The following is a 20,470-nucleotide window of genomic DNA, read 5'->3' on the forward strand; positions in this document are numbered from 1 at the left end:
TGTCAGAACCCTTCGCCGAACTTATCGTTCACCAATGTTTCCAAAGCCTCTGCCAACGCCTCAGCATCCGGGCCGGACGTCTCGACGTCAATAGTGCTTCCGCGCGACGCTGCCAACATCAAAAGGCCCATGATACTGTCGCCCGAGGCAGAAAGCCCGTCTCGTGACACCTCGGCGCGCGCATCAAAGCCTTCGACCACCTCGACCAGCTTGGCAGAAGCGCGGGCGTGAAGGCCCTTTTCATTGATAATTTTCAAACTCTTGGTCGTCATATGAATCTATCCGGTGTCAATCCAATGTCACATTTTGCGCATTGATGTACTTTCGTCCAGCTTCCAAAGCCAAACGCACGGCCTCGGCCAGTGGCAAGTGGCGACTTTTGGCCAGTTTGATCAGCATGGGAAGGTTGGCCCCGTAAAGGATTCGCCGGTCTTGTGGCGCACATGCGCGCAGGCTCAGATTCGAGGGGCTGCCGCCAAACAGATCGGTCACCACAACGACGCCATCGCCCATATCGACCTCGTCCGCCGCGCGGCAGATTTCAACTTGTTTCGCTTCGCGATCATGGTCGGCTTCTATCGGGATGGCCACCAGTCCGGGTTGCTTTCCAACCACATGCTGCGTGGCAGCAAGATACTCCTGAGCCAACCCACCATGTGCAACAATAACGATCCCGATCACTCCGGCCTCACATTCATCGCGCGTCGTTCCATTTCGCGATGCCTAATTGCCACCTGCTGCCCCCCTTCTGCAAGGGCCTTTGCAACTGCTTCAGCCACCGCGACCGAGCGGTGCTGCCCTCCGGTGCACCCAAATGCAACTGAAAGGTGCGCTTTGCCTTCCTCACGGAAGGCCGGAAGCAGTTCGATCAGCAGGTCGACCACCCGGTCAAAGAAGACGCCATAGTTTGCATCTGATTGAACATAGGCCGCCACATCCGAGTTTCGACCATCCGCATCCCGCAGTTCAGGCCGCCAGTATGGATTGGCCAGAAACCGGCAATCGAACACCATGTCCAAACCGCGCGGCAAGCCCCGCTTGTACGAGAAGGATTCGATCGACACCGCCAGATGCCGCCCGCCCTTTGGGGCGAACCAGCGTTCGACCTCTTCCCGCAGCTGATGCACATTCAACGCGCTGGTGTCGATCAGCGTGTCGGCAAACTCGCGAATTGGGGCTAACAGTTCCTTTTCCTGACAAATGCCGGTTTCCGGGCTGGCATCAGTCGCAACCGGGTGACGGCGGCGGGTCTCCGAGAAGCGACGCAGCAGCACCTCGTCCCGGCAATCCAGATAGAGGATCGTCAGGTCGACATTCTCCATCCGGCCCAGTTTGGCGGCAAGTTCGATAAACCCGGTGGTTGAAAAATCGCGGTTGCGCGCGTCTATACCCAAAGCCATGGGGCGCGCAGGCTCCGAATTGTCGACGAGGCGAGCCAGCAACCCCATCGGCAGGTTGTCAATCGCCTCGAACCCCAGATCTTCAAGCACATGAATTGCGGTCGATCGCCCTGCACCGGAAGGACCTGTTATCAGAACGACGCGCTGTTGTGCTGTCATGTATTCGGCCATTCCGGGGCTACGCGCCCCATTTTCACAAGTTGAATAAGTCCTGCAGCCAAATTGGGCACGCCAGCCCCGCGAAGCAAGGGAACAGTTTGCTTCAACACAAGAATTTCAGCGGGTTCAGGTAATCGCGCGGGCTCGGGTTGGTCCATATCCACAACAAATGCCAATCGGACCGGCCTCGCGGCTTCAGCTCGCAGTAACCCGATGCCGCGCGCTTCAATCAGGCCGCGGATCTGCGGAAGTCCAGCTGCCATCACGTGATCGGCCTTTCCGGTCAATTCGACCCGGTCATCCGCGACAAGCTGCGCCCCAAGCGCCATCATCTGTAGCGCCAAAGAAGATTTGCCCGTACCCGAGGCGCCAATGATCAATAAGCCTTTTTCCTGAACCACAACACAGGTCCCATGAATGCAGGCCGACCCTTGACCCGCTATCTCAGAAAGTGGGGTGGTGCTCATAACCTAGACGGGAAGCCCGACAACAAACCGCGCACCTAGCGGGTCCGAGGTGATATCGGCTTCGGTCGGACGGATGTTTTCTGCCCAGATCACACCACCATGCGCCTCGACGATTTGTTTCGAAATCGCCAATCCAAGGCCCGAATTGTTGCCGAAATGCTCTTCGGGGCGTTCGGAGTAGAAACGCTTGAAGATCTTGGTCAGCGCCTGATCAGGAATGCCGGGACCGGTGTCTTCAACCACCACGAGCACGCGGTTGTCACGACGGCGGACCCAGACCCGGATGGCGTCTTTGTCCTCGCAGAACGAAATCGCATTGGTGATCAGGTTGACAAAGACCTGCGCCAGACGCGCCTCGAGCCCGTTGACCACGATGGGGTCCGAGGGAAGGTCAGTGATATATTCGATGCCTTTCGAACGGGCATCTTCACCCAGAAACTGACTGATATTGCCAAGCAGATTGAGCAGGTCAAAGGGCTGCTCTTCTTCTTTCACCAGTTCCGCGTCCAGCCGCGATGCGTTCGAGATATCGCTGACCAGTCGATCCAATCGCCGCACATCATGCTCAATCACGCCCAATAGCTTTTCGCGCTGATCATCGCGTTTGACCATGCGCATGGTGCCCACGGCGGATTGCAGGCTGGCCAACGGGTTCTTGATCTCATGCGCGACATCGGCCGCAAATTGTTCGTTCGCGTCAATGCGGTTATAAAGCGCCGTGACCATCCCGCGCAAAGCCTGGCTCAGACGGCCGATTTCATCCGGGCGCGCACTGAGATCCGGGATGCGGATACGTCCGGGGTTCACTCCGGCTCCGCGGTCCTTGCCCATCTCGGCAGCGGCGGCCAGATCAGCAAGAGGATTGGCAATCGTTGAGGCCAAAACGAGGCTCAGACCGATCGAGACCAGCAGTGCCACCACAAACATCTGCAGGATCCGCTCTTGCTCCTTGCGGGCCAGCGCATCGATCTCGCCCGCCGGGCCCGCCATAGCAACGGCACCCACAGGCGTATCGTCCAATAGGATCGGGGCCACGGCGACAATCACCGTCTTGCCTTTATCGTCGTGCACGGCCTGTACTTGCAATCCGCCGTTCAGCGCTTGCGGGATCATTTCCTGCACCCGTTGCGCCAGCGTCGGAGCCTCGCTTTCGGAAGAACCGCTAAAGATCGCAGAAACACCATTCCAAACCGCGTTCAATGCGTCGCTGATCAAAGTGCTTCCAGCGGCGCTGTCGGCGTCCAGATGCAAAAGGCTGGGCAATTTGTCAGCCATGGGCGCTCCGCGTGTCCAACCAATCAGAGTGCCAGTGCCGTCATATACAAAGACCTCACCGCCTTCGGGCAAGCTGAGGCCTGCCAGCGTGTCGCGGACATCTAATGTCCTTGCACCATTGGCAGAGGGTTGACGCAGCTGGGTTTCAAAAACGTTGCTTACAAGTTGCGCATCACCGACCAGGTTCTGCGCGGTCTGTTGAACCCGTTCTTTTCGCGTGTCGTCCAGATACAGCAGCCCTGCCACCAAAATGACAAGGGCAATGAGGTTGAAGGTGATGATCCTGCGCGCCAGGGGCGAATAGCGCAGCGAAAACAGGTTTCGTCGCGAACGCTTGGCCTGTAGCTCGGCAGCATCAGGGTCTTGGGGGATGACCCAGTCATCCCCAAGAACGACGCCTGCGTCGTGCTCTTGGTTGGCTTGTTCAGTATCGCGCACGAGACCCCTTCGGCTTAATAAAACGGCCGCGCCTATTCTTCGTTATAACGATACCCGATACCGTACAGCGTTTCTATCGCCGAAAACTCGGGATCGGCGGCGCGCATCTTCTTACGCAGACGCTTGATATGGCTGTCAATGGTGCGGTCATCCACGTAGACCTGATCATCATAAGCCACATCCATCAGCTGATCGCGGCTTTTGACAAAGCCCGGACGTTGCGCCAAGGCCTGCAGCAGCAGAAACTCGGTAACTGTCAGCGAGACATCATTGCCCTTCCAGCTGACTGCGTGGCGCAGCGGGTCCATCCGCAGCTCACCCCGCTCCATCACTTTTGTATCGCCCGAGGCCGCGTTGGTCACATCACCATCGACCGCTTCCTGACGGCGCAACAAGGCGCGAATCCGTTCGACCAGCAGCCGCTGAGAGAATGGTTTTTTGACGTAGTCATCTGCACCCATGCGCAGACCCAGAACCTCGTCAATCTCGTCATCTTTGGAGGTCAGAAAGATCACGGGCATCTGGGTTTTCTGCCGCAGCCTTTGCAGCAGATCCATGCCGTCCATCCGCGGCATCTTGATATCCAGTACGGCCATGTCTGGCAGCTTTTTGTTGAAAGCGTCCAGCGCAGCCTGACCATCGTTGTATGTTTCGACCTCAAACCCTTCGGCTTCGAGTGTCATGGACACGGACGTCAGGATATTTCTGTCGTCGTCCACCAGTGCAATCTTTGACATCGGGTTCACCCCTATTCCTGCTCACTCGCGCAATAATACGCTTTTTTGTAAGGCATTGTTGGCGGTTTTGAGCCACCGAATCAACTCGTAACCTCGAATCGTGCCATTCTTGCGGCAGGTATGCGGCAAATTTGCCTTGCTGCGCCCAAATAGCTGCCTTGATTTACGGCAGACAAATCGTGATGGCGCTAAACCTCAACTTGGTTGCGCTAACTACCCCCAACCCTCCTGTTCATGTCCCAAAATACCGTGATAAGAGGCGCTTGACCGCCGGCTCTTTCCGGTATCCGCCCCAATGGTGCACCCGGCCCAAGGCCCTCGCGCCGCCACAGGAGAAGACACACATGACATCTGGACGGGTTAACCCGCAATTCCGCCTCGAAGATCAGGGCATCGAGGGTCTGGGCAATGTCTATTACAACTTCATGGAACCGGCGCTGATCGAAGAAGCGCTGAAGCGCGGCGAAGGCACCCTTGGCAATGGCGGCGCCTTTCTGGTCACCACCGGCAAATTCACTGGCCGCTCACCCAAGGACAAGCATGTCGTCAAGACAGACAGTGTTGCCGACAGCATCTGGTGGGAAAACAACGCCGCCATGAGCCCTGAAGGTTTTGACGCGCTCTATGAAGATATGCTGACCCATATGAAAGGCCGCGACTACTTCGTGCAGGACCTCGTGGGCGGGGCTGATCCCAGCTACTCGATCAATGTGCGCATGGTAACCGAGCTGGCGTGGCACAACCTGTTCATCCGCCACCTGCTGCGCCGCCCGGATCGTGAGGATCTGGATGATTTCACGGCTGACTTTACCATCATCAACTGTCCCAGCTTCCATGCGGACCCCAAAAAGCATGGCTGCCGCAGCGAAACGGTGATTGCACTGAACTTTGATCGCAAGCTGATCCTGATCGGCGGCACCGAATACGCCGGCGAGAACAAGAAGTCCGTCTTCACCCTGCTGAACTATATGCTGCCCGAAAAAGGCGTGATGCCGATGCACTGCTCGGCTAACCACGCGGTTGGCAACCCGGTCGACACCGCCGTGTTCTTCGGCCTGTCCGGCACCGGCAAGACCACCCTGTCTGCCGACCCGTCGCGCACCTTGATCGGTGATGACGAACACGGTTGGTCAGATCGAGGCACCTTCAACTTTGAAGGTGGTTGCTATGCCAAGACCATCAACCTGAACGCCGAGGCCGAACCAGAAATCTACGCCACCACCTCGAAATTTGGCACCGTGATCGAGAACATGGTTTTTGATCCCGAGACCAAAGAGCTGGATTTCAACGACGACTCTCTGACTGCGAATATGCGCTGCGCCTACCCGTTGGAATACATCTCCAACGCGTCGAAAACTGCATTGGGTGGGCACCCTAAGAACATCATCATGTTGACCTGCGATGCGTTCGGCGTTTTGCCTCCGATCGCGCGGTTGACGCCTGCGCAGGCGATGTATCACTTCCTTTCCGGCTTTACCTCGAAGGTCGCCGGGACCGAACGTGGCGTGACCGAACCGCAGCCCACCTTCTCGACCTGCTTTGGCGCGCCCTTTATGCCACGCCGCCCAGAGGCTTATGGCAACCTTCTACGCGATAAGATTGCTCAGCATGGCGCGACCTGCTGGTTGGTCAACACTGGCTGGACTGGAGGTGCCTACGGCGTGGGCAGCCGCATGCCAATCAAGGCCACCCGCGCGCTGCTGACGGCTGCGCTGGAAGGATCACTGACCGATGCGGAATTCCGCAAGGACGCCAATTTCGGCTTCGATGTGCCGGTCTCTGTCCCTGGTGTGCCCGAGGTCTTGCTGGATCCGCGCCGAACCTGGGACGATCAGGAAGCGTTCGACAAACAGGCGGAAAAGCTGGTGCACATGTTCGCGGAAAACTTCGAGCAGTACCTGCCCTTCATCGACGAAGACATCAAAGCTGTCGCGATCGGTTGATCGAATTCAGGGGCCATCATGGCCCCTGACCCACCAAAGCTTACGCTTCGGCACCTTGTGTGCACACAGACAAGTTCATTGCGATAACGTGCAACATGCGCTATCGCAATTTACCCAAGACGCTTCGAAGCCCGGCGTCCTTTGGCAGCGGCTTCTGTTAAATTTGAACATCGGGCGATCCGGGCTAGCTTACTCACATCATGTCTCGGGCCGTTCAACAAGGTAATGATTATTTCTACACGGGGATGGGTGTCGGCGTGATGTGTTCCAAAGGTCAGCCTTTCGAACTGCCTCGGTCCGTCACGGAAACTATAGGCAAGTAATGACTGAAATCTCAAAACTCACCGAACTGCGCAAATTGATGCAAAGCATGGAGCGCACTCTTGGGCTGGAAGAACTCTCACCGGTCGAGCGCGACATCTACTATGCCGCCGAAGAACTGTCGAAAGATGATCGCGAAGTACGCACCTTTGGTCTGATCGAACACACGCTGGTCAAAAGCGTATCTCGCCCGACATTTTTCCGCGCGCTGAAGTCTCTGGTTCAAAAGGGTTATCTGTCGCAAAGCGGTGGCGCCAATCGCGGACGGTATCTGGTTCATGCGCCCAGGTGATCGCCACCCCAGATCTGTAATCGGCTGACCCCGTGCGCAGATGGGCCTCTGAAACATTCTATGCCTCTTTGGCCTATGTCGCTGCATCGTTCCTAACATTCCAGGTGCTGATGCCGCTTCAGAACGTGTTTTTTCCCGCATACCCCAGCTATGCCAGCTTATTGTTCCTGCCGCACGGCGTGCGGGTCCTGTCGGCCTGGTTATTGGGATGGAGGGCGATATTCGCACTGTTGCCCGGCGTTGCCATCGTCTTTGCCCTTGTGGGCGGTTGGGATGTTCTTCTGCCCAGCAGATTGCTGGCGATCACTATCGCGGTCACCACAGTTCCAGCGGTTTTTTATGTCTGCAAGGCGTTGGGCTGGGATTTGTTTCCGCGCGTCGATCGGAAGCCATGCTGGCTGTGCGTGATGGGCGTTGGAATCATCACATCGGTATTGGTGTCCGTTCTCACCAACATGGCCTTCGGCAGCGCAACGGCCGAGTATATCGCCTATCTGATCGGTGATATCTCAGGTCTTTTCTTCCTAATGTTGGGCCTCTATTTCGCCTTTCGGTTTGCTGAAAGACGCAATTAACCCAAAAGACCCCTGCGCAGCAGGTTCAGCCCTGCAATCAGCAGTACAAGCAGAGTGAGTTTGCGGAACTGTGCCTGATCGATACGATCCTGCAGAAACTGACCGCCGCGCATTCCCACCAAGGCAGGGATAATCAGCAGCGCTGAGAACACCGCTGTGTCAGTCCTTAGAATACCCGAACCCAGATGCGCCACAATAAGCGCCACGGCGCCCAGACCGTATATCACGCCCTGTACCCGCATCTGATCCTTCTTCGGTGTATTCAAGGCTGTCAGATAGGCCACGGTTGGTGGTCCCCAAACGCCCGAGATGCCGCCGACAGCACCGGCCACCGCACCCACCATAGCCTCAACCCGCATTGAGGGCGCTTGCAGCGTCAGTTTCAGCCCCAGTAGTTGCATCAGAGCGAAGAACGAAACTGGTGCGCCTAAGATCAGCAGAAATGCCTTGGGCGACAAGATGTTGATCAGCTGCGCGCTGGCCAATAGACAGACCAGTCCAACGCTCAGAAATACCTTGAACTTTCGAACTGACGCCGCCGCCGCAGGTAAACCTTCCCGCAAGGCCTGCAGCCCATTGGTCACCAGCGTGGGCAAGATTAGACCTGCCAGCGCCAGCTCAGGCGGCAGCATCATGCTAAGACCAGAAACAAGCACCATTGGCATGGCAAAACCGACCATGCCTTTGACCCAGCCCGCGACGAAGGCAACGACCAAAGCCAGACAGAAATCCTGCGGCGACATAAGTGAAAACAGTCCCATCGACCCTTCATACCAGCCCAAAAAATTTCTGCACTGCAAAAGTCACTAAGCAATTTTTGAACTTTTTATGGATGATTTGCGTATTTTTGTTGCGCTGCATGTGCAGCATGATATGACCAGACAACCCAGCAGAGGACGTGATTCATGGCCCATGACGGACAGGATGTGACGAACATGACGCAGCCAGCGGTTTTGCCCGATCTTCTAACACTCAGCGCAGCAGCCCTGCCCGGCGTTCAAGCGGTGTTCAATAAGGCGGTCGAATCGGTTCGCGCGCAGGTGACAAGCGAAGGTCGCATATCGGGCGCACTGATCGAGGCCAATCAGACAGCCGCCCATGGGCTGGCTTGGCTGGCCACATACCACCAGTCGCTGCAGCAGATGCAGCGCTGGGCCGAGGCGCTTCAGGCCGAGGGTAAATTCGGCGAGATGGAGCAGCTGTTGCATCAGATCGCCTTTGGGGAATACTTGCATCAGATCGCCGGTGGTATTCCGATGAACCAGGGCGAGGTTGTACGTTTGCAGGATCTTGGCCTTGGCTGGGATGCTCTGTCGGGATTCCAATGCAGCGAAGTGCAGACACTGATGGCGCAAGCCAACTCTCAGGCCGCGCGAACGCGTCTGGTTGAGTTGATGCAGGACCAGTCCGGTGCCACCATGTTTGGTGCGTCTGGTCTGGACGAAGAACTGGAGATGATCCGAGACCAGTTTCGCCGCTATGCCGTTGAAAAGGTTGAGCCTAATGCCCATGAATGGCACCTGAAGGACGAACTGATCCCAATCGAGATTATCGAGGAACTGGCCGAGATGGGCGTGTTCGGTCTGACCATCCCCGAAGAATTCGGCGGGTTCGGCCTATCCAAAGCCTCAATGTGTGTGGTCTCGGAAGAGCTTTCGCGCGGGTACATCGGTGTGGGTTCTCTGGGCACACGGTCCGAAATCGCCGCAGAACTGATCATCGCGGGCGGTACGGATGAACAAAAGGCCAACTGGCTGCCAAAACTGGCCAGCGCCGAGATCCTGCCAACCGCTGTTTTCACTGAACCCAATACCGGATCGGATTTGGGCAGCCTGCGCACGCGGGCCGTCAAGGGTGAAGATGGTAACTATAAGATAACAGGAAATAAAACATGGATCACACACGCGGCGCGCACCCATGTTATGACCTTGTTGGCGCGGACTAATCCCGACAGTACCGATCATCGTGGGCTGTCCATGTTCCTGGCCGAAAAGACACCTGGAACCGACGAGAACCCCTTCCCCACGCCCGGCATGACTGGTGGTGAGATTGAGGTGTTGGGTTATCGTGGCATGAAGGAATACGAGCTGGGATTTGACGGCTTCGAAGTGAAGGGTGAAAACCTGCTGGGCGGCGAAGAAGGCAAAGGTTTCAAGCAGTTAATGGAAACCTTCGAGTCTGCCCGCATCCAAACGGCTGCCCGCGCCATCGGCGTAGCGCAGAGTGCTTTGGACATTGCCATGCAATATGCACAAGACCGCAAGCAGTTCGGCAAATCTCTGATCAATTTCCCTCGCGTCTCGGGCAAGCTGGCGATGATGGCGGTCGAGATCATGATCGCGCGACAGCTAACTTATTATTCTGCTTGGGAAAAAGATCACGGTCAACGTTGCGACCTTGAGGCCGGGATGGCCAAGCTGCTGGGCGCTCGAGTTGCTTGGGCTGCGGCGGATAACGGGCTGCAGATTCATGGCGGCAACGGCTTCGCTCTGGAATACAAAATTAGCCGCGTGCTTTGTGACGCGCGCATCCTAAATATCTTTGAAGGCGCCGCAGAAATACAGGCGCAAGTCATCGCGCGTCGATTGCTGGGCTGACGCCCGAAGCGACGCGGTTTCCCCAACTGAACCCGGCCTTGCGCCGGGTTTTCTTTTTCTTCCGTGTTGTACGGACCTTCAGGCCTATTTCTTCCGAGTTGTACAACTCGGTTTCAGGGCTTAATGGGCGAAACTTCCCCCTCGGATCGAGCGCAGAAATCGGGTAAAGGGCGTCAACCAAACCCAGCGCCCAAGCTGGCCAGAGGAGAATCGAGCGTGAAGATCATCATCGCAGTTTTGGCCACCTGCATGGCCCTTGCCGGATGCGCCATGGCACCAAACACCGGGCCCGATGATGTGGACCAGTTGGCACAAGCGATCCAGCAGCTTGACCCCAAGGTTGACCCTGCCGAGGCGCGGCGTGCAGCCGAGATATCTTATGCCTATTCCAATCAACTGAAACAGGACTGGAACGTCACCGATCCAGCCATCATCCACAACGCAAAGGTCATCAACGGATTTCGCGAAAAAGGTCTGTGCAATGATTGGGCGCAGGCCATGACCACGCGTTTGAAGCAAGAGAACTTTCGCACGCTGGACCTGCACTGGGCCACGTCGCCTCCAACTGCGTTCCGGATCATCCACCATTCGGCTCTGATCAGCGCTAAGGGAGATTCAATGTATGAAGGCATCATCCTTGACCCGTGGCGCAACAGCGGGGTGCTTTACTGGGATCAGGTGCGCGAGGACACCAAATACAACTGGCGCCCCCGCCTTGAAGTGCGCGAAGAGTTAATCAGCGGTGTGAACCCCTACTGACAGGATATTGCGATGTTACGTCTGGCCTTGTTCCTGCCCCTTTTGACCCTGTTCCAATGCGACAAGGATGAGACTGTCGCCGCCTATGGCGCAGCGGATCAGACATGGGCTTTGCAAGAGATCGACGGGCAGCCTTTTGAGGCCAGCGCCCTTTTGCGATTCCCCGAAGAGGGTCGGATTGAGGGCAATGCCCCGTGCAACACTTATTCAGGTACACTGAATGCACCCTACCCGTGGTTTGAGATCACCGATCTTGTCGCCACCCGCGCGGCTTGCGCCGGGCTTGAAGCCGAGGGGTTTTATTTCGCCGCACTGATGGCGATGACCCAGTCCGAGGTGTCCGGCGATGTGCTGATCCTGCGCAATGAGGACGGGCACGAAATGGTGTTCAAAGCCGCCGAGTAAACTGCGCCACAAATCGCGCGCGTGCGTCCGGCAACGGCGTATGACCCAGCGACGGAGCCAGATGGTTTTCCAGAAAATACCCGGTTGTGCGTAAGGCTTCAGCAATCTCGGTATCCGGAGCCGCGCCTTCGCCGCGCAGGCAGGGGGGCAAAGGCAGCAGCTTATCGGCCCAGTCCCCTGCCCCCGCCGCACTGACCGCGCGGCCGGTTTTCGGAGAGACATAGACCAACCCCTCGGTCGCCCCTGTCACTGCGCAGGCCGAAAGATCCAAGCCAAAGCCCAGCTCTTCCAGCAGCGCCAGTTCCCAGCGCAGATAGGCCAGTGGCCAGACCTCATCCTGACCCAGCAGGTCCATCAACTGTTCTGTTTGCTGATAGATCGCCGGATGAGGCTCGCGTTCGGGCAGGCAAAAGGACAGCAGCGCCACCACCGCATTTAATCCGGCCAGCGCCAGCCGCCCTGAAAACGCCGCTGCAGCACGCGAACGCAGGGGTTCGACCTGAAAGGTACCAAGATGTTCTTCGAGCCGCGCGCGCCAAAGCACGTCCAGTTGCGCGCCGGGTTGCAAGATCGGGGCGATCTTGCGGCTGGTGCCTCCGCGCACAATGCCGGCGTGACGACCATGGGCTTCGGTAAAGACCTCGATGATCGCCGCTGTCTCACCATGACGGCGAGAGGTCAGAAGAATGCCGTGATCACGCCAGTCCAAGTTTGGCCTCGTTAGGTCACCAGATATATACGCAGGAAATCTTATGGCCGTTGCAGGTTCAAGGTAGAAACGCGTTAGGTTGACCCTGTGGAACACCAAAAACACGTTGCGTGACATCTGTTCACGCAATAGTGTTCACTTTATGTTCTACACGGAGGAATTTAAGAAATGTCACTTAACTATGTCATGATCGGTTCAAATGATGTCGTCAAAGCGCGAAGCTTTTACGATGCGGTTGTGCCCAAAATCGGCGGCAAGGTTATTGCTGAATATATGCCCCACGCTGTTTGTTACGAGCTGCGGGGCGGTGGGTCCATGTGGGTCGCGACGCCCTTTGACAAAGAGGCCGCGACGGTTGGAAACGGCAACATGGTTGGCTTGCTCTGCGAAAGCGAAGCGGAAGTTCGCGAGGTGCATGCGGAGGCTCTTGCCAATGGCGGAACAAATGAAGGTGATCCCGGAGATCGACCTCAATATGGCCCGAACTTCTATGGCGCTTATGCGCGCGATCCTGATGGCAACAAGATGAGCTTTGTCTATTTTAGCGATGCAGGCTGATCGCGCGCCCTAGAACGTCATACCTGCGTGAATCAGAATGCCGATAACCATCAGCAGGTTCAGCACCATTGAGATACCGTTGCCCACATAGATGGGCAACTTGCCCACCACCAGCCCATAGGCGAACCACAAAAACGACAGCCCAGCATACAGAGACCAGGACAGCAGCGACTGTCCGGTCGCGTGTTCGGAGTGGGTGAAATAAAGCTTAATCAGTTGTGGAAGCGTGGCGAAGGGGCCAACGACGCCGATGAAGACCATGAACCCCTCGAACCGCTGCATCCAGTGACCGAGATTTGAGTTTTCCAGTTTCTGGGCAAGCGTTTCAGCCACTCAACCCCCTCCTGTTCCTGCGGCCCTCGGAAGATTGGGCCGTTTCATTCAGCCGGTTGCAAAGCAAAATAGTCGCTTTGCGCCGTACGTCCAAGATCATTTGGCGCGGGTTAGTCCAGACCTTCTTCACCCAGCAGGTGCCTGCCTTGGCGGTCTTCCACCTCGATCACCCAAAGGTCGGGGTCAAAACTGCGTTGGCGGGTGATGGCGGCATCTACGTCTGCCTCTTCGCCGGATGAGAGCTCCACCCATTTGCGCTCGCCGCTCATCAGATCAAAACTGCGCTGAAAGGCTGCGGCCCGCCCGTTGAGTGTGTTGAGTTTGATAAGCACCGCCCCAGCGGTGTCATCCCCATGCGCCACAACAAAAGCCGGTATTTCCTGAAACCGCAGCCGCGCCAGATAGGCATGCACCCAGAATTCAGCTGTCAGCCGGGTCATGGTTCTGACCTTTCCGTAGGGGTTGAGAATTTTCGACGAAAATTCTTGGCCCGGGTCATGCGTTGCCGTCTTTGAAATCCAGACCCATTTCCGAGTAGCGCTCGGACTCCTCCAGCCAGTTTGGCCGGACTTTCACCTGCAAGAACAGGTGAATCTTGCGGTCCAAAAACTCTTCCAGCTCGGCACGCGCCGCCTGACTGACGGCCTTTATGGTCTCACCACGTTTGCCCAGCACGATCCCTTTGTGGCCATCACGCATGACATAGATGACCTGATCGATCTTGGCCGAGCCGTCCTTGCGCTCTTCCCAGTTCTCGGTTTCGACGGTCAGCTGGTAAGGCAATTCCTGATGCAGGCGCAGGGTCAGTTTCTCGCGCGTCATCTCAGCCGCGATCATGCGCAGAGGCAGATCCGCAATCTGGTCTTCTGGATAGAGCCACGGGCCTTCGGGCAGTTCCGAGGCCAGCCATTTGCGCAAATCGTCGACACCGTGGCCTTTTTCGGCCGAGATCATGAAGGTCTCGGCAAAGGGATAACGCGCATTCAGGTCACTGGTCAGCGCCAGCAGCTTTTCCGAGGGCACCTTGTCGATCTTGTTGATCGCAAGTGCGATGGTGCGGCCCTGCCCGATCTCTTCCAGGCCTTCGAGGATGCGCTCGACACCTTCGGTGATACCGCGATGCGCCTCGATCATCAGCACGACCACATCCGCATCCGCAGCCCCGCCCCAAGCGGCGGCGACCATGGCACGGTCCAGACGGCGGCGTGGTTTGAAGAGGCCCGGCGTGTCGACAAAGACCAGTTGCGCATCGCCCTCCATCGCCACGCCACGGATGCGAGCACGGGTGGTTTGCACCTTATGCGTCACGATCGAGACCTTGGCCCCGACCATGCGGTTCAGAAGGGTGGATTTGCCTGCGTTGGGCTCTCCGATCAGGGCGATAAATCCGGCGCGTGTGCTCATGTGTCCTGCGATCCTGTTTGCAAGTGCGCACCCCTATAGCAGAATGCGCGGACGGGCCAGAGGGATTTGTCGCATTGCGGATATCAGTGAGCGAAGGCCAGTCTGCGGCCCATAGGGCGACGCTGCCCGGTCGGCCGGTGCCGGCATTGGCCGGGCTTGATCGCGCGATCAGGTTGTAGTGTTCAACGCCAGAACTTGGTTCGGATAGGCTTGGTCCCCGATCCGAAAATCTGTGACTCCGACCTGCCGGAACCCTTTGGCTATATAGAAGTCGATTGCGGGCGTGTTCTCGGAATTGGTTGTCAGCCAAATCGACGGGTGCCCTTTTTCATGCATGTAGTCGACCGCGACGTCCAGCAGCGCTGAGCCGATGCCTTTACCATGATGGCGGGGCTGGACGTAGAACGTTACGATTTCTAGGTCAGAAAGCCCGTCCACGGGTGCGGCGCGACTTTCCGCAAGCCGAATATAGCCGTCGATCCCGTCTTCGTTTTCAGAAACCATCAAGAGATCTTGGCCGTCGTCCAATATGGCTTCGAACCGGGCGGTTGTGAATTCGGACAGTGCGAATTCGGCAAAGAAGGCGTTCACACCACGCTTTAGATAGGTTCCGATCCAGACCTCAATCGACAAGGCGGCGAGGCTGGCGGCATCGGATTTCTGGGCGGGTCTGATCTTCATGATCTGGCCGCAAAACGGATCAAGACAACTGTTCCAACAACGCCTTTGCCGCTGCCTGTTCGGCCTGTCGCTTGGAGCCTGCGGTGGCCTGAGCTTCGGTACCATTCTGCAGACGAGCGGCGATCGTGAAGATCGGGGCATGGTCAGGGCCGGTGCGTTTGACCTCGACATAGCTGGGTGGTTTCTGGCCGCGGGCCTGTGCCCATTCCTGCAGGGCGGTTTTTGCATCGCGGGCGTCGGCCTCGACCTTGTGGATGCGATCGCCCCAGAGGGCGAGGATCACGTCTCGGGCAGCCTCGAACCCTGCGTCGCGGTAGATGGCCGCGATGACCGCCTCCATCGCGTCGCCCAGCAAGGCCTGCTTGCGACGACCTCCGGACAGCATCTCGGACCGGCCCAGTTTCAGCACCGCACCCAGATCAATCTGGCGGGCCACATCGGCGCAGGCTTCCTTGCGCACCAGCGCGTTGAAACGGGGGGCCAGTTGGCCTTCGGAAGCTTTCTTGTCGGCCTCAAGCAAAGCAGTGGCCATGACGAGACCCAGGACGCGGTCGCCCAAAAATTCAAGACGCTGATTGTCGGGGCGCGTGGCAGAGGACACCGAGCCGTGGGTCAGCGCACGCACCAGCAGTTCAGGGTCGGAAAACTCATACCCCAAGCGCTGCTGGAACGCCCTTATCTCAGCCGATAGCTTCAATTGACCGCCTTGAAGAAGCGGTCACCGCGCCATGTCCAGAAGAACAGCATGGACCGGCCAGCGGAGGAGAACATGATCCTGTCGGCGCGACCGATCAGGTTTTCGTAAGGAACATAGCCCACGCCACCGGCGGATTGCGGCAGACGGCTGTCGGCCGAGTTGTCGCGGTTGTCGCCCATGAAGAAATAGTGGCCCTCGGGTACGGTATAGACCCCGGTATTGTCGGAGCCCTGATAGCCGATGTTCAGCACGTCGTAGGACACGCCATTTGGCAGGGTCTCGATCAGGCGGTTCTTTTCGCAAACACCGCCAATCCCGACGGGACCGTTGGAACAGCGCGGGCGCAGGCCTTGTGGGCCCTGCGGTTCAGCAACTTCGGTGAACACACCGTCGGGTTGCTGCGGCACAGGAGTGTCGTTGAGGATGATTTGACCTTCACGAATCTGGATACGATCACCCGGCAGGCCGATCAGTCGCTTGATATAGTCGCGCCCTGTCACCGGATGGCGGAAGACGATGACATCGCCGCGCTCGGGATCGCCACCCAGCAGACGGGAGTCGTCATCACCCTGCATCCAACCGCACACATCCTCGGCATCGATATTCAGGCCGATGCTGGGGATGATCAGGCTAGGGCAGGACGCGTAGGAATAGCCATAGGCCATCTTATTGACGAAGAGGAAATCACCGATCAGCAGCGTCTGCTTCATGGAGCCTGAGGGAATCCAGAACGGCTGAAAGAAAAGCGTGCGGAAAACGCCCGCGATCAGCAGGGCATAGACGATGGTTTTGATCGTCTCCCAGACGGCGTTTCCGGATTTGGCTTCCTCGGCCATACTGCTCTCTCCAGTCTATGCGTGGTTGGGGTGCTACATGCGTGTCGGGTGGAGGCAAGTCAAGGCTGCGCGGGCGCTTCTTGCAGCGGACGGGCCTCGATCACCACAAAGGCCTGCGCCCAGGGATGATCATCGGTCAGGGTGACGTGGATGATCGCCTCGTGGCCTTCGGGAGTCATTTCTTTCAGACGCTCGGCGGCCCAGCCGGTGACATGCATAACGGGCTGACCCGTGCGCAGGTTGGTCACCGCCATATCTTTCCAAGCGATCCCCATCCGCAGGCCGGTGCCTAACGCCTTCGAGCACGCCTCTTTCGCGGCCCAGCGTTTGGCGTAGGTGCCCGCAGTATCGGCGCGACGCTCAGCCTTGCGTTGTTCGGTTTCAGTGAAGACACGGTTACGGAAGCGGTCGCCGAACCGGTCGAGCGTGCCCTGAATGCGGTCAATATTAGCGAGGTCGGTGCCGATACCGAGGATCATGTCAGACCTCCAACACAACGGTCCCGAGCTTTTGCCCCGCCTCGACCATTGCGTGTGCATTTGCCGCATCCATCAGCCCTCCGCCGGGGACGACGGCGTGCGACAGTGCGCCTTGTTCCAGCCACTGGCCCAACTGCGCCTCGCCACGACGGCGGGCCGCGGCGTCGAGTTGGTAGACGATCAGCATATGCAGGCGGATGTTCTTGAACATGAAGCCATAGAAATCCAGTTCGGGCTTCATTTGCGAAGCCGAGGCATAGCTGGCGATGGTGCCACCGGGGCGGATCATAGAAAGGGAAGCGGGTTGGTTGGCGGCGAAATCAACCTCGACAATGCGGTCTATGCCTGCGCCGTTGGTCATGTCCATCGCCGCCTCGGCCACGTCTTGCGTGCGGTAGTTGATCCATTCGGACGCGCCGGAATGGGCGGCTTTTTCATCTGAACTGACCGTTGTGATAACGCGTGCGCCGCCCAGTGCGGCCATCTGGCAGGCGTAGCGTCCGACCGTGCCTGCGCCGCCGGTCACAAGCACGGTCTGGTCAGTGATCGGTCCGTCACAATAGAGCGCGTACCATGCAGTCAAGGCGGGGATACCAAAACACGCGCCCTCGGCGAAGCCGGTCGTATCTGGAAGGAATACGGCCTGTTCGGAGGGGAGCGCGATGTATTCGGCCCCAGTGCCAAAAGCGCGTTGCCATTGGCCGTTCCAGATCCAGACACGTTCGCCGACGCGCGCGGGATCGACCCCTTCGCCTACGGCCTCAATCACTCCGGCCCCGTCCGAGTGGGGAACAACCATCGGGTATTGCATCACAGCGCCAGGGCGCGCGCCGCCGCGCAGCTTGACGTCTGAGGGGTTGATGCCGCTGGCATGGACCCGGACAAGAACGTCGCCTGGGTCGGGGTTGGGCGTGGGCAGGTCGACCAACTCAAGGACATCCGCCGCCGCACCAAATCCGCGATAGGTGATTGCTTTCATGACAGTCCCTCGTCTCCTATTGGTCAGCCGCGTCGGGCGTTTCCAGATCGAACACCAAGACGCCCTCGGCCCCATCCACGCACAGCGCGACAAGCCGTGCGCCAAGTTGCTGGTGGGTTTCGTCACTGGCGTAGCGCTGTAGGTCGGCCTGAGCCGCGAAATCCAGCGTGAAGCCGTAGGGATAGCTTGGGGATTTTGCCTCAAAATCGCGGTTGGGGCCGTGGATGAAGCCACCGCAGCCAGACAAACGGTCTGCGACCACGCCCAGCCCATCCATCACAGCGGCAAGCTCTGCGGTGTCGTGATCAGGCTTGAGTCGCAGCATCACGCAATGGCGGATCATCCTTGCACCTCAGAGGTCATGACAGGCGCACCGTGAGAATCTTGTAGCTGGCCACGCCAAAGAAACCCGCGAAGGCAAAATCAAACCAGCGGCGGGCGCGGCGATAGGCGTTGACCATGCGCGCAGACGAAAACAAGAAGGCGTAGCCGATGAAGATCAGCAGTGAACCCGCATAAAACATGGCGAAATAACCCAGCAGCATAGCAAGGCTGGCGTCATTTGGCGCAACTATGGCGTAGATCGAGCCCCAGCTGAGGATCGCCTTGGGGTTGGTCAGGTGGATTGCCGCACCTTTGGCAAATATCGTACCCAATGAGCCGGTGACCGGATTGCCCAGCGCCACTTCATCCGAAGTCAGCGCGCGACGTAGCGCCTTGAGCGCCAGCCAGCCCAGATAAGCGACGCCGATATAGCGGATCACCTCGAACACCCAGACATTGGCCAGCATGATCGCCGACAGCCCCAGTGCGGCGGCGATGCCCCACGCGGCGGACCCGGCGCAGATGCCCAGCGCAAAGGCCAGACCGGCGGTGCGGCCTTCGTTCATGGCGGTTCCGGCGATGCCCATGGTGGCAGGGCCCGGAGAGCCCCCGGCCATGAGCCATGCAAACCAGATCGCCACAAAGCCTGGTGTGATCATGCCCGCGCCTCGTCCATCAGGCGGCGCATTTCGTGAACCGCAGGGGTGAGGCCGCGAAAGATGGCCTCGCCGATCAGGAAGTGGCCGATATTCAGCTCTCGCACTTCAGGGAAGGCCGCCACCGGTTGCACGGTGTCGTAAGTCAGCCCGTGACCCGCATGAACTTCAAGACCCAGCGAATGGGCATAGGCGGACATCTCGCGCAGGGCTTCCAGTTCGCGCGCGGCGTCGTCCAGTTTGCCTTCGGCGTGGAAATCGCAATAGGCACCGGTGTGCAGTTCGATCACCTCAGCCCCGATGCGGTGGGCGGCGTCGATCTGGCGCTGGTCGGCGGCGATGAAGATGGACACGCGGCAGCCCACATCGCGCAAGGGCGCAATGAAATGGGCCAGCTTATTTTCCTCGCGCGCGACTTCTAACCCCCCTTCGGTTGTGCGTTCCTCGCGCTTTTCGGGAACGATGCAGACGGCGTGCGGCTTGTGGCGCAGAGCGATTTTCTGCATCTCGTCCGTTGCGGCCATCTCGAAGTTGAGCGGCACCGACAGGATCTCCATCAACCCGTCGATATCGGCGTCCGAGATGTGGCGGCGATCTTCGCGCAGATGTGCTGTGATGCCGTCGGCCCCGGCCTCTTCCGCGATCCGGGCGGCGCGTAGTGGGTCCGGATAGGCCCCGCCGCGCGCATTCCGCACGGTGGCTACGTGGTCGATATTCACGCCCAGACGCAAACGGTTGTCAGACATCTTTCGAATCCTTCATTGTCCCTGAGGTCGAGCCTAGTGGTTTTGTCGGGGGAACGTCAGCCTCTGCCTGAGCAAGGCGTTTAATTTGTTCAAACTTCGCTTTGATTCTGGCGCGGCGACGTTGCTGATAAGTACGGATAAGCGGCAGGCTAAGATAGGCGCAGATCACTCCGGCCACGATGCCTGGAATGACCCCGCCGATCATATAAGGAAAGAACACATCGTCATAGAACCGGCTAAGCCCGTGCCAGTCCGCCTCGCGATGGGTGAACATAGCGATGCAATTGTCCTTGAGATCGCCCATCGCATCCGCAAATTTCCCCATCAACCCATCGGTATCGTCTTTGCGGAACTTGGTCCCCAGCAGGAAATGCCCGGTTTGCAGGCTTATGACCGCGATCGGCACATAGGTCAGGGGATTGCCAAAGAACGTGCCGCTGAGCGCGGCAAGAATGTTGCCGTTCAGCAGCCGCGCCAGCACGGCGGCGACCAGGAAATGCAAGCCATAGAAAGGCGTGAACGAGGCAAACACCCCTGCCCCGATGCCACGCGCGATGCGTTCCGGGCTGTCAGGCAGGCGCCGAACCCGATGTTTGACATAGTGAAAGGCACGGGTCCATCCGCCGCGCGGATAGACGAACTCTGACGCGACTTGGACAGGCGAGCGGCGATCTCGGCGCTTGAAAACCACTCGTGATCA

27 protein-coding genes are annotated in these 20,470 nt (G+C 58.3%); 7 read left to right on the plus strand and 20 right to left on the minus strand.

Annotation, left to right across the window (positions count from 1 at the left end; all coding sequences use genetic code 11):
* Positions 1-2: 2 nt before the first annotated feature.
* Genes ACRZ9U_RS05170 through ACRZ9U_RS05195 form a run of 6 tightly spaced genes read right to left on the minus strand, consistent with a single transcriptional unit; the run spans position 3 to position 4,476 of the window.
* A complete protein-coding gene (locus ACRZ9U_RS05170; RefSeq protein WP_170392593.1) occupies positions 3-272 on the minus strand; it encodes an HPr family phosphocarrier protein in 270 nt (89 codons plus the stop codon).
* Positions 273-288: 16 nt separating this feature from the next.
* On the minus strand, positions 289-681 hold the full coding sequence (locus tag ACRZ9U_RS05175; RefSeq protein ID WP_170392594.1) for a PTS sugar transporter subunit IIA: 393 nt from the start codon (positions 679-681) through the stop codon (positions 289-291).
* Positions 678-1,559, minus strand: coding sequence for an RNase adapter RapZ (gene rapZ / locus ACRZ9U_RS05180; RefSeq protein WP_480454360.1), 882 nt, complete (start codon positions 1,557-1,559; stop codon positions 678-680). The genes ACRZ9U_RS05175 and rapZ overlap by 4 nt, the downstream gene beginning before the upstream one ends.
* Positions 1,556-2,026 (minus strand): phosphoenolpyruvate carboxykinase (ATP), encoded by a 471-nt coding sequence (locus ACRZ9U_RS05185; RefSeq protein WP_170402264.1) that lies wholly within the window; start codon positions 2,024-2,026, stop codon positions 1,556-1,558. Before ACRZ9U_RS05185 ends, rapZ begins: the two co-directional genes overlap by 4 nt.
* 3 nt (positions 2,027-2,029) lie before the next feature.
* Positions 2,030-3,739 (minus strand): sensor histidine kinase, encoded by a 1,710-nt coding sequence (locus ACRZ9U_RS05190; protein ID WP_170402267.1) that lies wholly within the window; start codon positions 3,737-3,739, stop codon positions 2,030-2,032.
* A gap of 32 nt (positions 3,740-3,771) precedes the next feature.
* Entirely contained in the window at positions 3,772-4,476 is a 705-nt protein-coding gene (locus tag ACRZ9U_RS05195; RefSeq protein WP_170392598.1) for a response regulator transcription factor, read from the minus strand.
* A 344-nt stretch (positions 4,477-4,820) separates the two neighbouring features.
* Here ACRZ9U_RS05195 and ACRZ9U_RS05200 point away from each other — a divergent pair, with 344 nt between their 5' ends.
* From ACRZ9U_RS05200 to ACRZ9U_RS05210, 3 genes are all read left to right on the plus strand, one after another.
* Positions 4,821-6,419, plus strand: a complete 1,599-nt coding sequence (locus tag ACRZ9U_RS05200; RefSeq protein ID WP_170402270.1) for a phosphoenolpyruvate carboxykinase — start codon at positions 4,821-4,823, stop codon at positions 6,417-6,419.
* A 322-nt stretch (positions 6,420-6,741) separates the two neighbouring features.
* Entirely contained in the window at positions 6,742-7,032 is a 291-nt protein-coding gene (locus tag ACRZ9U_RS05205; protein ID WP_170402274.1) for a hypothetical protein, read from the plus strand.
* A gap of 32 nt (positions 7,033-7,064) precedes the next feature.
* On the plus strand, positions 7,065-7,607 hold the full coding sequence (locus tag ACRZ9U_RS05210; protein ID WP_255611805.1) for a hypothetical protein: 543 nt from the start codon (positions 7,065-7,067) through the stop codon (positions 7,605-7,607).
* On the opposite strand, the gene ACRZ9U_RS05215 is transcribed toward ACRZ9U_RS05210, so the two are convergent.
* The gene (locus ACRZ9U_RS05215) at positions 7,604-8,368 is read right to left on the minus strand and encodes a sulfite exporter TauE/SafE family protein (protein ID WP_170402277.1); all 765 of its coding nucleotides are present in this window, start codon (positions 8,366-8,368) and stop codon (positions 7,604-7,606) included. The two genes, ACRZ9U_RS05210 and ACRZ9U_RS05215, sit on opposite strands and share 4 nt — an antisense overlap.
* A gap of 144 nt (positions 8,369-8,512) precedes the next feature.
* Here ACRZ9U_RS05215 and ACRZ9U_RS05220 point away from each other — a divergent pair, with 144 nt between their 5' ends.
* The 3 genes from ACRZ9U_RS05220 to ACRZ9U_RS05230 all read left to right on the plus strand — a co-directional run bounded on the left by ACRZ9U_RS05220 (position 8,513) and on the right by ACRZ9U_RS05230 (position 11,368).
* Entirely contained in the window at positions 8,513-10,204 is a 1,692-nt protein-coding gene (locus tag ACRZ9U_RS05220; protein ID WP_170402281.1) for an acyl-CoA dehydrogenase family protein, read from the plus strand.
* 216 nt (positions 10,205-10,420) lie between these two features.
* Complete coding sequence (locus ACRZ9U_RS05225; RefSeq protein ID WP_170402284.1) at positions 10,421-10,963, plus strand: hypothetical protein; 543 nt, start codon at positions 10,421-10,423, stop codon at positions 10,961-10,963.
* Between the two features lie 12 nt (positions 10,964-10,975).
* Positions 10,976-11,368: an META domain-containing protein gene (locus ACRZ9U_RS05230; RefSeq protein ID WP_170402286.1), complete on the plus strand. Its 393-nt coding sequence runs from the start codon at positions 10,976-10,978 to the stop codon at positions 11,366-11,368.
* On the opposite strand, the gene recO is transcribed toward ACRZ9U_RS05230, so the two are convergent.
* A complete protein-coding gene (gene recO, locus ACRZ9U_RS05235) occupies positions 11,352-12,077 on the minus strand; it encodes a DNA repair protein RecO (protein ID WP_170392605.1) in 726 nt (241 codons plus the stop codon). The two genes, ACRZ9U_RS05230 and recO, sit on opposite strands and share 17 nt — an antisense overlap.
* Before the next feature lie 168 nt (positions 12,078-12,245).
* Between recO and ACRZ9U_RS05240 the strand changes: the two genes are divergently transcribed.
* Positions 12,246-12,635: a VOC family protein gene (locus ACRZ9U_RS05240; protein ID WP_170402289.1), complete on the plus strand. Its 390-nt coding sequence runs from the start codon at positions 12,246-12,248 to the stop codon at positions 12,633-12,635.
* Positions 12,636-12,644: 9 nt separating this feature from the next.
* On the opposite strand, the gene ACRZ9U_RS05245 is transcribed toward ACRZ9U_RS05240, so the two are convergent.
* From ACRZ9U_RS05245 to ACRZ9U_RS05300, 12 genes are all read right to left on the minus strand, one after another.
* The gene (locus ACRZ9U_RS05245) at positions 12,645-12,968 is read right to left on the minus strand and encodes a SemiSWEET transporter (protein ID WP_170392607.1); all 324 of its coding nucleotides are present in this window, start codon (positions 12,966-12,968) and stop codon (positions 12,645-12,647) included.
* Positions 12,969-13,078: 110 nt separating this feature from the next.
* On the minus strand, positions 13,079-13,408 hold the full coding sequence (locus ACRZ9U_RS05250) for a DUF1491 family protein (RefSeq protein WP_170402292.1): 330 nt from the start codon (positions 13,406-13,408) through the stop codon (positions 13,079-13,081).
* A gap of 55 nt (positions 13,409-13,463) precedes the next feature.
* The gene (gene era / locus ACRZ9U_RS05255; RefSeq protein ID WP_170392609.1) at positions 13,464-14,372 is read right to left on the minus strand and encodes a GTPase Era; all 909 of its coding nucleotides are present in this window, start codon (positions 14,370-14,372) and stop codon (positions 13,464-13,466) included.
* Positions 14,373-14,540: 168 nt separating this feature from the next.
* Complete coding sequence (locus tag ACRZ9U_RS05260) at positions 14,541-15,053, minus strand: GNAT family N-acetyltransferase (RefSeq protein ID WP_170402295.1); 513 nt, start codon at positions 15,051-15,053, stop codon at positions 14,541-14,543.
* A gap of 19 nt (positions 15,054-15,072) precedes the next feature.
* Positions 15,073-15,750, minus strand: coding sequence for a ribonuclease III (gene rnc, locus ACRZ9U_RS05265; RefSeq protein ID WP_170402298.1), 678 nt, complete (start codon positions 15,748-15,750; stop codon positions 15,073-15,075).
* Entirely contained in the window at positions 15,747-16,586 is an 840-nt protein-coding gene (lepB, locus tag ACRZ9U_RS05270) for a signal peptidase I (RefSeq protein WP_170402301.1), read from the minus strand. The genes rnc and lepB overlap by 4 nt, the downstream gene beginning before the upstream one ends.
* A 59-nt stretch (positions 16,587-16,645) precedes the next feature.
* Positions 16,646-17,065: a holo-ACP synthase gene (gene acpS / locus ACRZ9U_RS05275; protein ID WP_170392613.1), complete on the minus strand. Its 420-nt coding sequence runs from the start codon at positions 17,063-17,065 to the stop codon at positions 16,646-16,648.
* Position 17,066: 1 nt separating this feature from the next.
* The gene (locus ACRZ9U_RS05280; RefSeq protein WP_480901358.1) at positions 17,067-18,044 is read right to left on the minus strand and encodes an NADPH:quinone reductase; all 978 of its coding nucleotides are present in this window, start codon (positions 18,042-18,044) and stop codon (positions 17,067-17,069) included.
* A gap of 16 nt (positions 18,045-18,060) precedes the next feature.
* Positions 18,061-18,387 (minus strand): Dabb family protein, encoded by a 327-nt coding sequence (locus ACRZ9U_RS05285; RefSeq protein ID WP_170392615.1) that lies wholly within the window; start codon positions 18,385-18,387, stop codon positions 18,061-18,063.
* 16 nt (positions 18,388-18,403) lie between these two features.
* Positions 18,404-19,027, minus strand: coding sequence for a LysE family translocator (locus ACRZ9U_RS05290; protein ID WP_170736975.1), 624 nt, complete (start codon positions 19,025-19,027; stop codon positions 18,404-18,406).
* Positions 19,024-19,770, minus strand: coding sequence for a pyridoxine 5'-phosphate synthase (locus ACRZ9U_RS05295; RefSeq protein ID WP_170392617.1), 747 nt, complete (start codon positions 19,768-19,770; stop codon positions 19,024-19,026). The genes ACRZ9U_RS05290 and ACRZ9U_RS05295 overlap by 4 nt, the downstream gene beginning before the upstream one ends.
* On the minus strand, positions 19,763-20,461 hold the full coding sequence (locus ACRZ9U_RS05300) for a DUF2062 domain-containing protein (RefSeq protein ID WP_170392618.1): 699 nt from the start codon (positions 20,459-20,461) through the stop codon (positions 19,763-19,765). Before ACRZ9U_RS05300 ends, ACRZ9U_RS05295 begins: the two co-directional genes overlap by 8 nt.
* Positions 20,462-20,470: the final 9 nt, after the last annotated feature.

The organism is Ruegeria sp. D7, from assembly GCF_056534355.1.

Coding starts and splice junctions, on each gene's coding strand:
- lepB (WP_170402301.1), bottom strand. CDS start 16,586: ATGGCCGAGGAAGCCAAATCCGGAAACGCCGTCTGGGAGACGATCAAA.
- ACRZ9U_RS05215 (WP_170402277.1), bottom strand. CDS start 8,368: ATGGGACTGTTTTCACTTATGTCGCCGCAGGATTTCTGTCTGGCTTTG.
- ACRZ9U_RS05195 (WP_170392598.1), bottom strand. CDS start 4,476: ATGTCAAAGATTGCACTGGTGGACGACGACAGAAATATCCTGACGTCC.
- ACRZ9U_RS05230 (WP_170402286.1), top strand. CDS start 10,976: ATGTTACGTCTGGCCTTGTTCCTGCCCCTTTTGACCCTGTTCCAATGC.
- ACRZ9U_RS05240 (WP_170402289.1), top strand. CDS start 12,246: ATGTCACTTAACTATGTCATGATCGGTTCAAATGATGTCGTCAAAGCG.
- ACRZ9U_RS05285 (WP_170392615.1), bottom strand. CDS start 18,387: ATGATCCGCCATTGCGTGATGCTGCGACTCAAGCCTGATCACGACACC.
- acpS (WP_170392613.1), bottom strand. CDS start 17,065: ATGATCCTCGGTATCGGCACCGACCTCGCTAATATTGACCGCATTCAG.
- ACRZ9U_RS05295 (WP_170392617.1), bottom strand. CDS start 19,770: ATGTCTGACAACCGTTTGCGTCTGGGCGTGAATATCGACCACGTAGCC.
- ACRZ9U_RS05185 (WP_170402264.1), bottom strand. CDS start 2,026: ATGAGCACCACCCCACTTTCTGAGATAGCGGGTCAAGGGTCGGCCTGC.
- ACRZ9U_RS05205 (WP_170402274.1), top strand. CDS start 6,742: ATGACTGAAATCTCAAAACTCACCGAACTGCGCAAATTGATGCAAAGC.
- ACRZ9U_RS05250 (WP_170402292.1), bottom strand. CDS start 13,408: ATGACCCGGCTGACAGCTGAATTCTGGGTGCATGCCTATCTGGCGCGG.
- era (WP_170392609.1), bottom strand. CDS start 14,372: ATGAGCACACGCGCCGGATTTATCGCCCTGATCGGAGAGCCCAACGCA.
- ACRZ9U_RS05200 (WP_170402270.1), top strand. CDS start 4,821: ATGACATCTGGACGGGTTAACCCGCAATTCCGCCTCGAAGATCAGGGC.
- rapZ (WP_480454360.1), bottom strand. CDS start 1,559: ATGACAGCACAACAGCGCGTCGTTCTGATAACAGGTCCTTCCGGTGCA.
- ACRZ9U_RS05290 (WP_170736975.1), bottom strand. CDS start 19,027: ATGATCACACCAGGCTTTGTGGCGATCTGGTTTGCATGGCTCATGGCC.
- ACRZ9U_RS05260 (WP_170402295.1), bottom strand. CDS start 15,053: ATGAAGATCAGACCCGCCCAGAAATCCGATGCCGCCAGCCTCGCCGCC.
- ACRZ9U_RS05280 (WP_480901358.1), bottom strand. CDS start 18,044: ATGAAAGCAATCACCTATCGCGGATTTGGTGCGGCGGCGGATGTCCTT.
- ACRZ9U_RS05220 (WP_170402281.1), top strand. CDS start 8,513: ATGGCCCATGACGGACAGGATGTGACGAACATGACGCAGCCAGCGGTT.
- ACRZ9U_RS05170 (WP_170392593.1), bottom strand. CDS start 272: ATGACGACCAAGAGTTTGAAAATTATCAATGAAAAGGGCCTTCACGCC.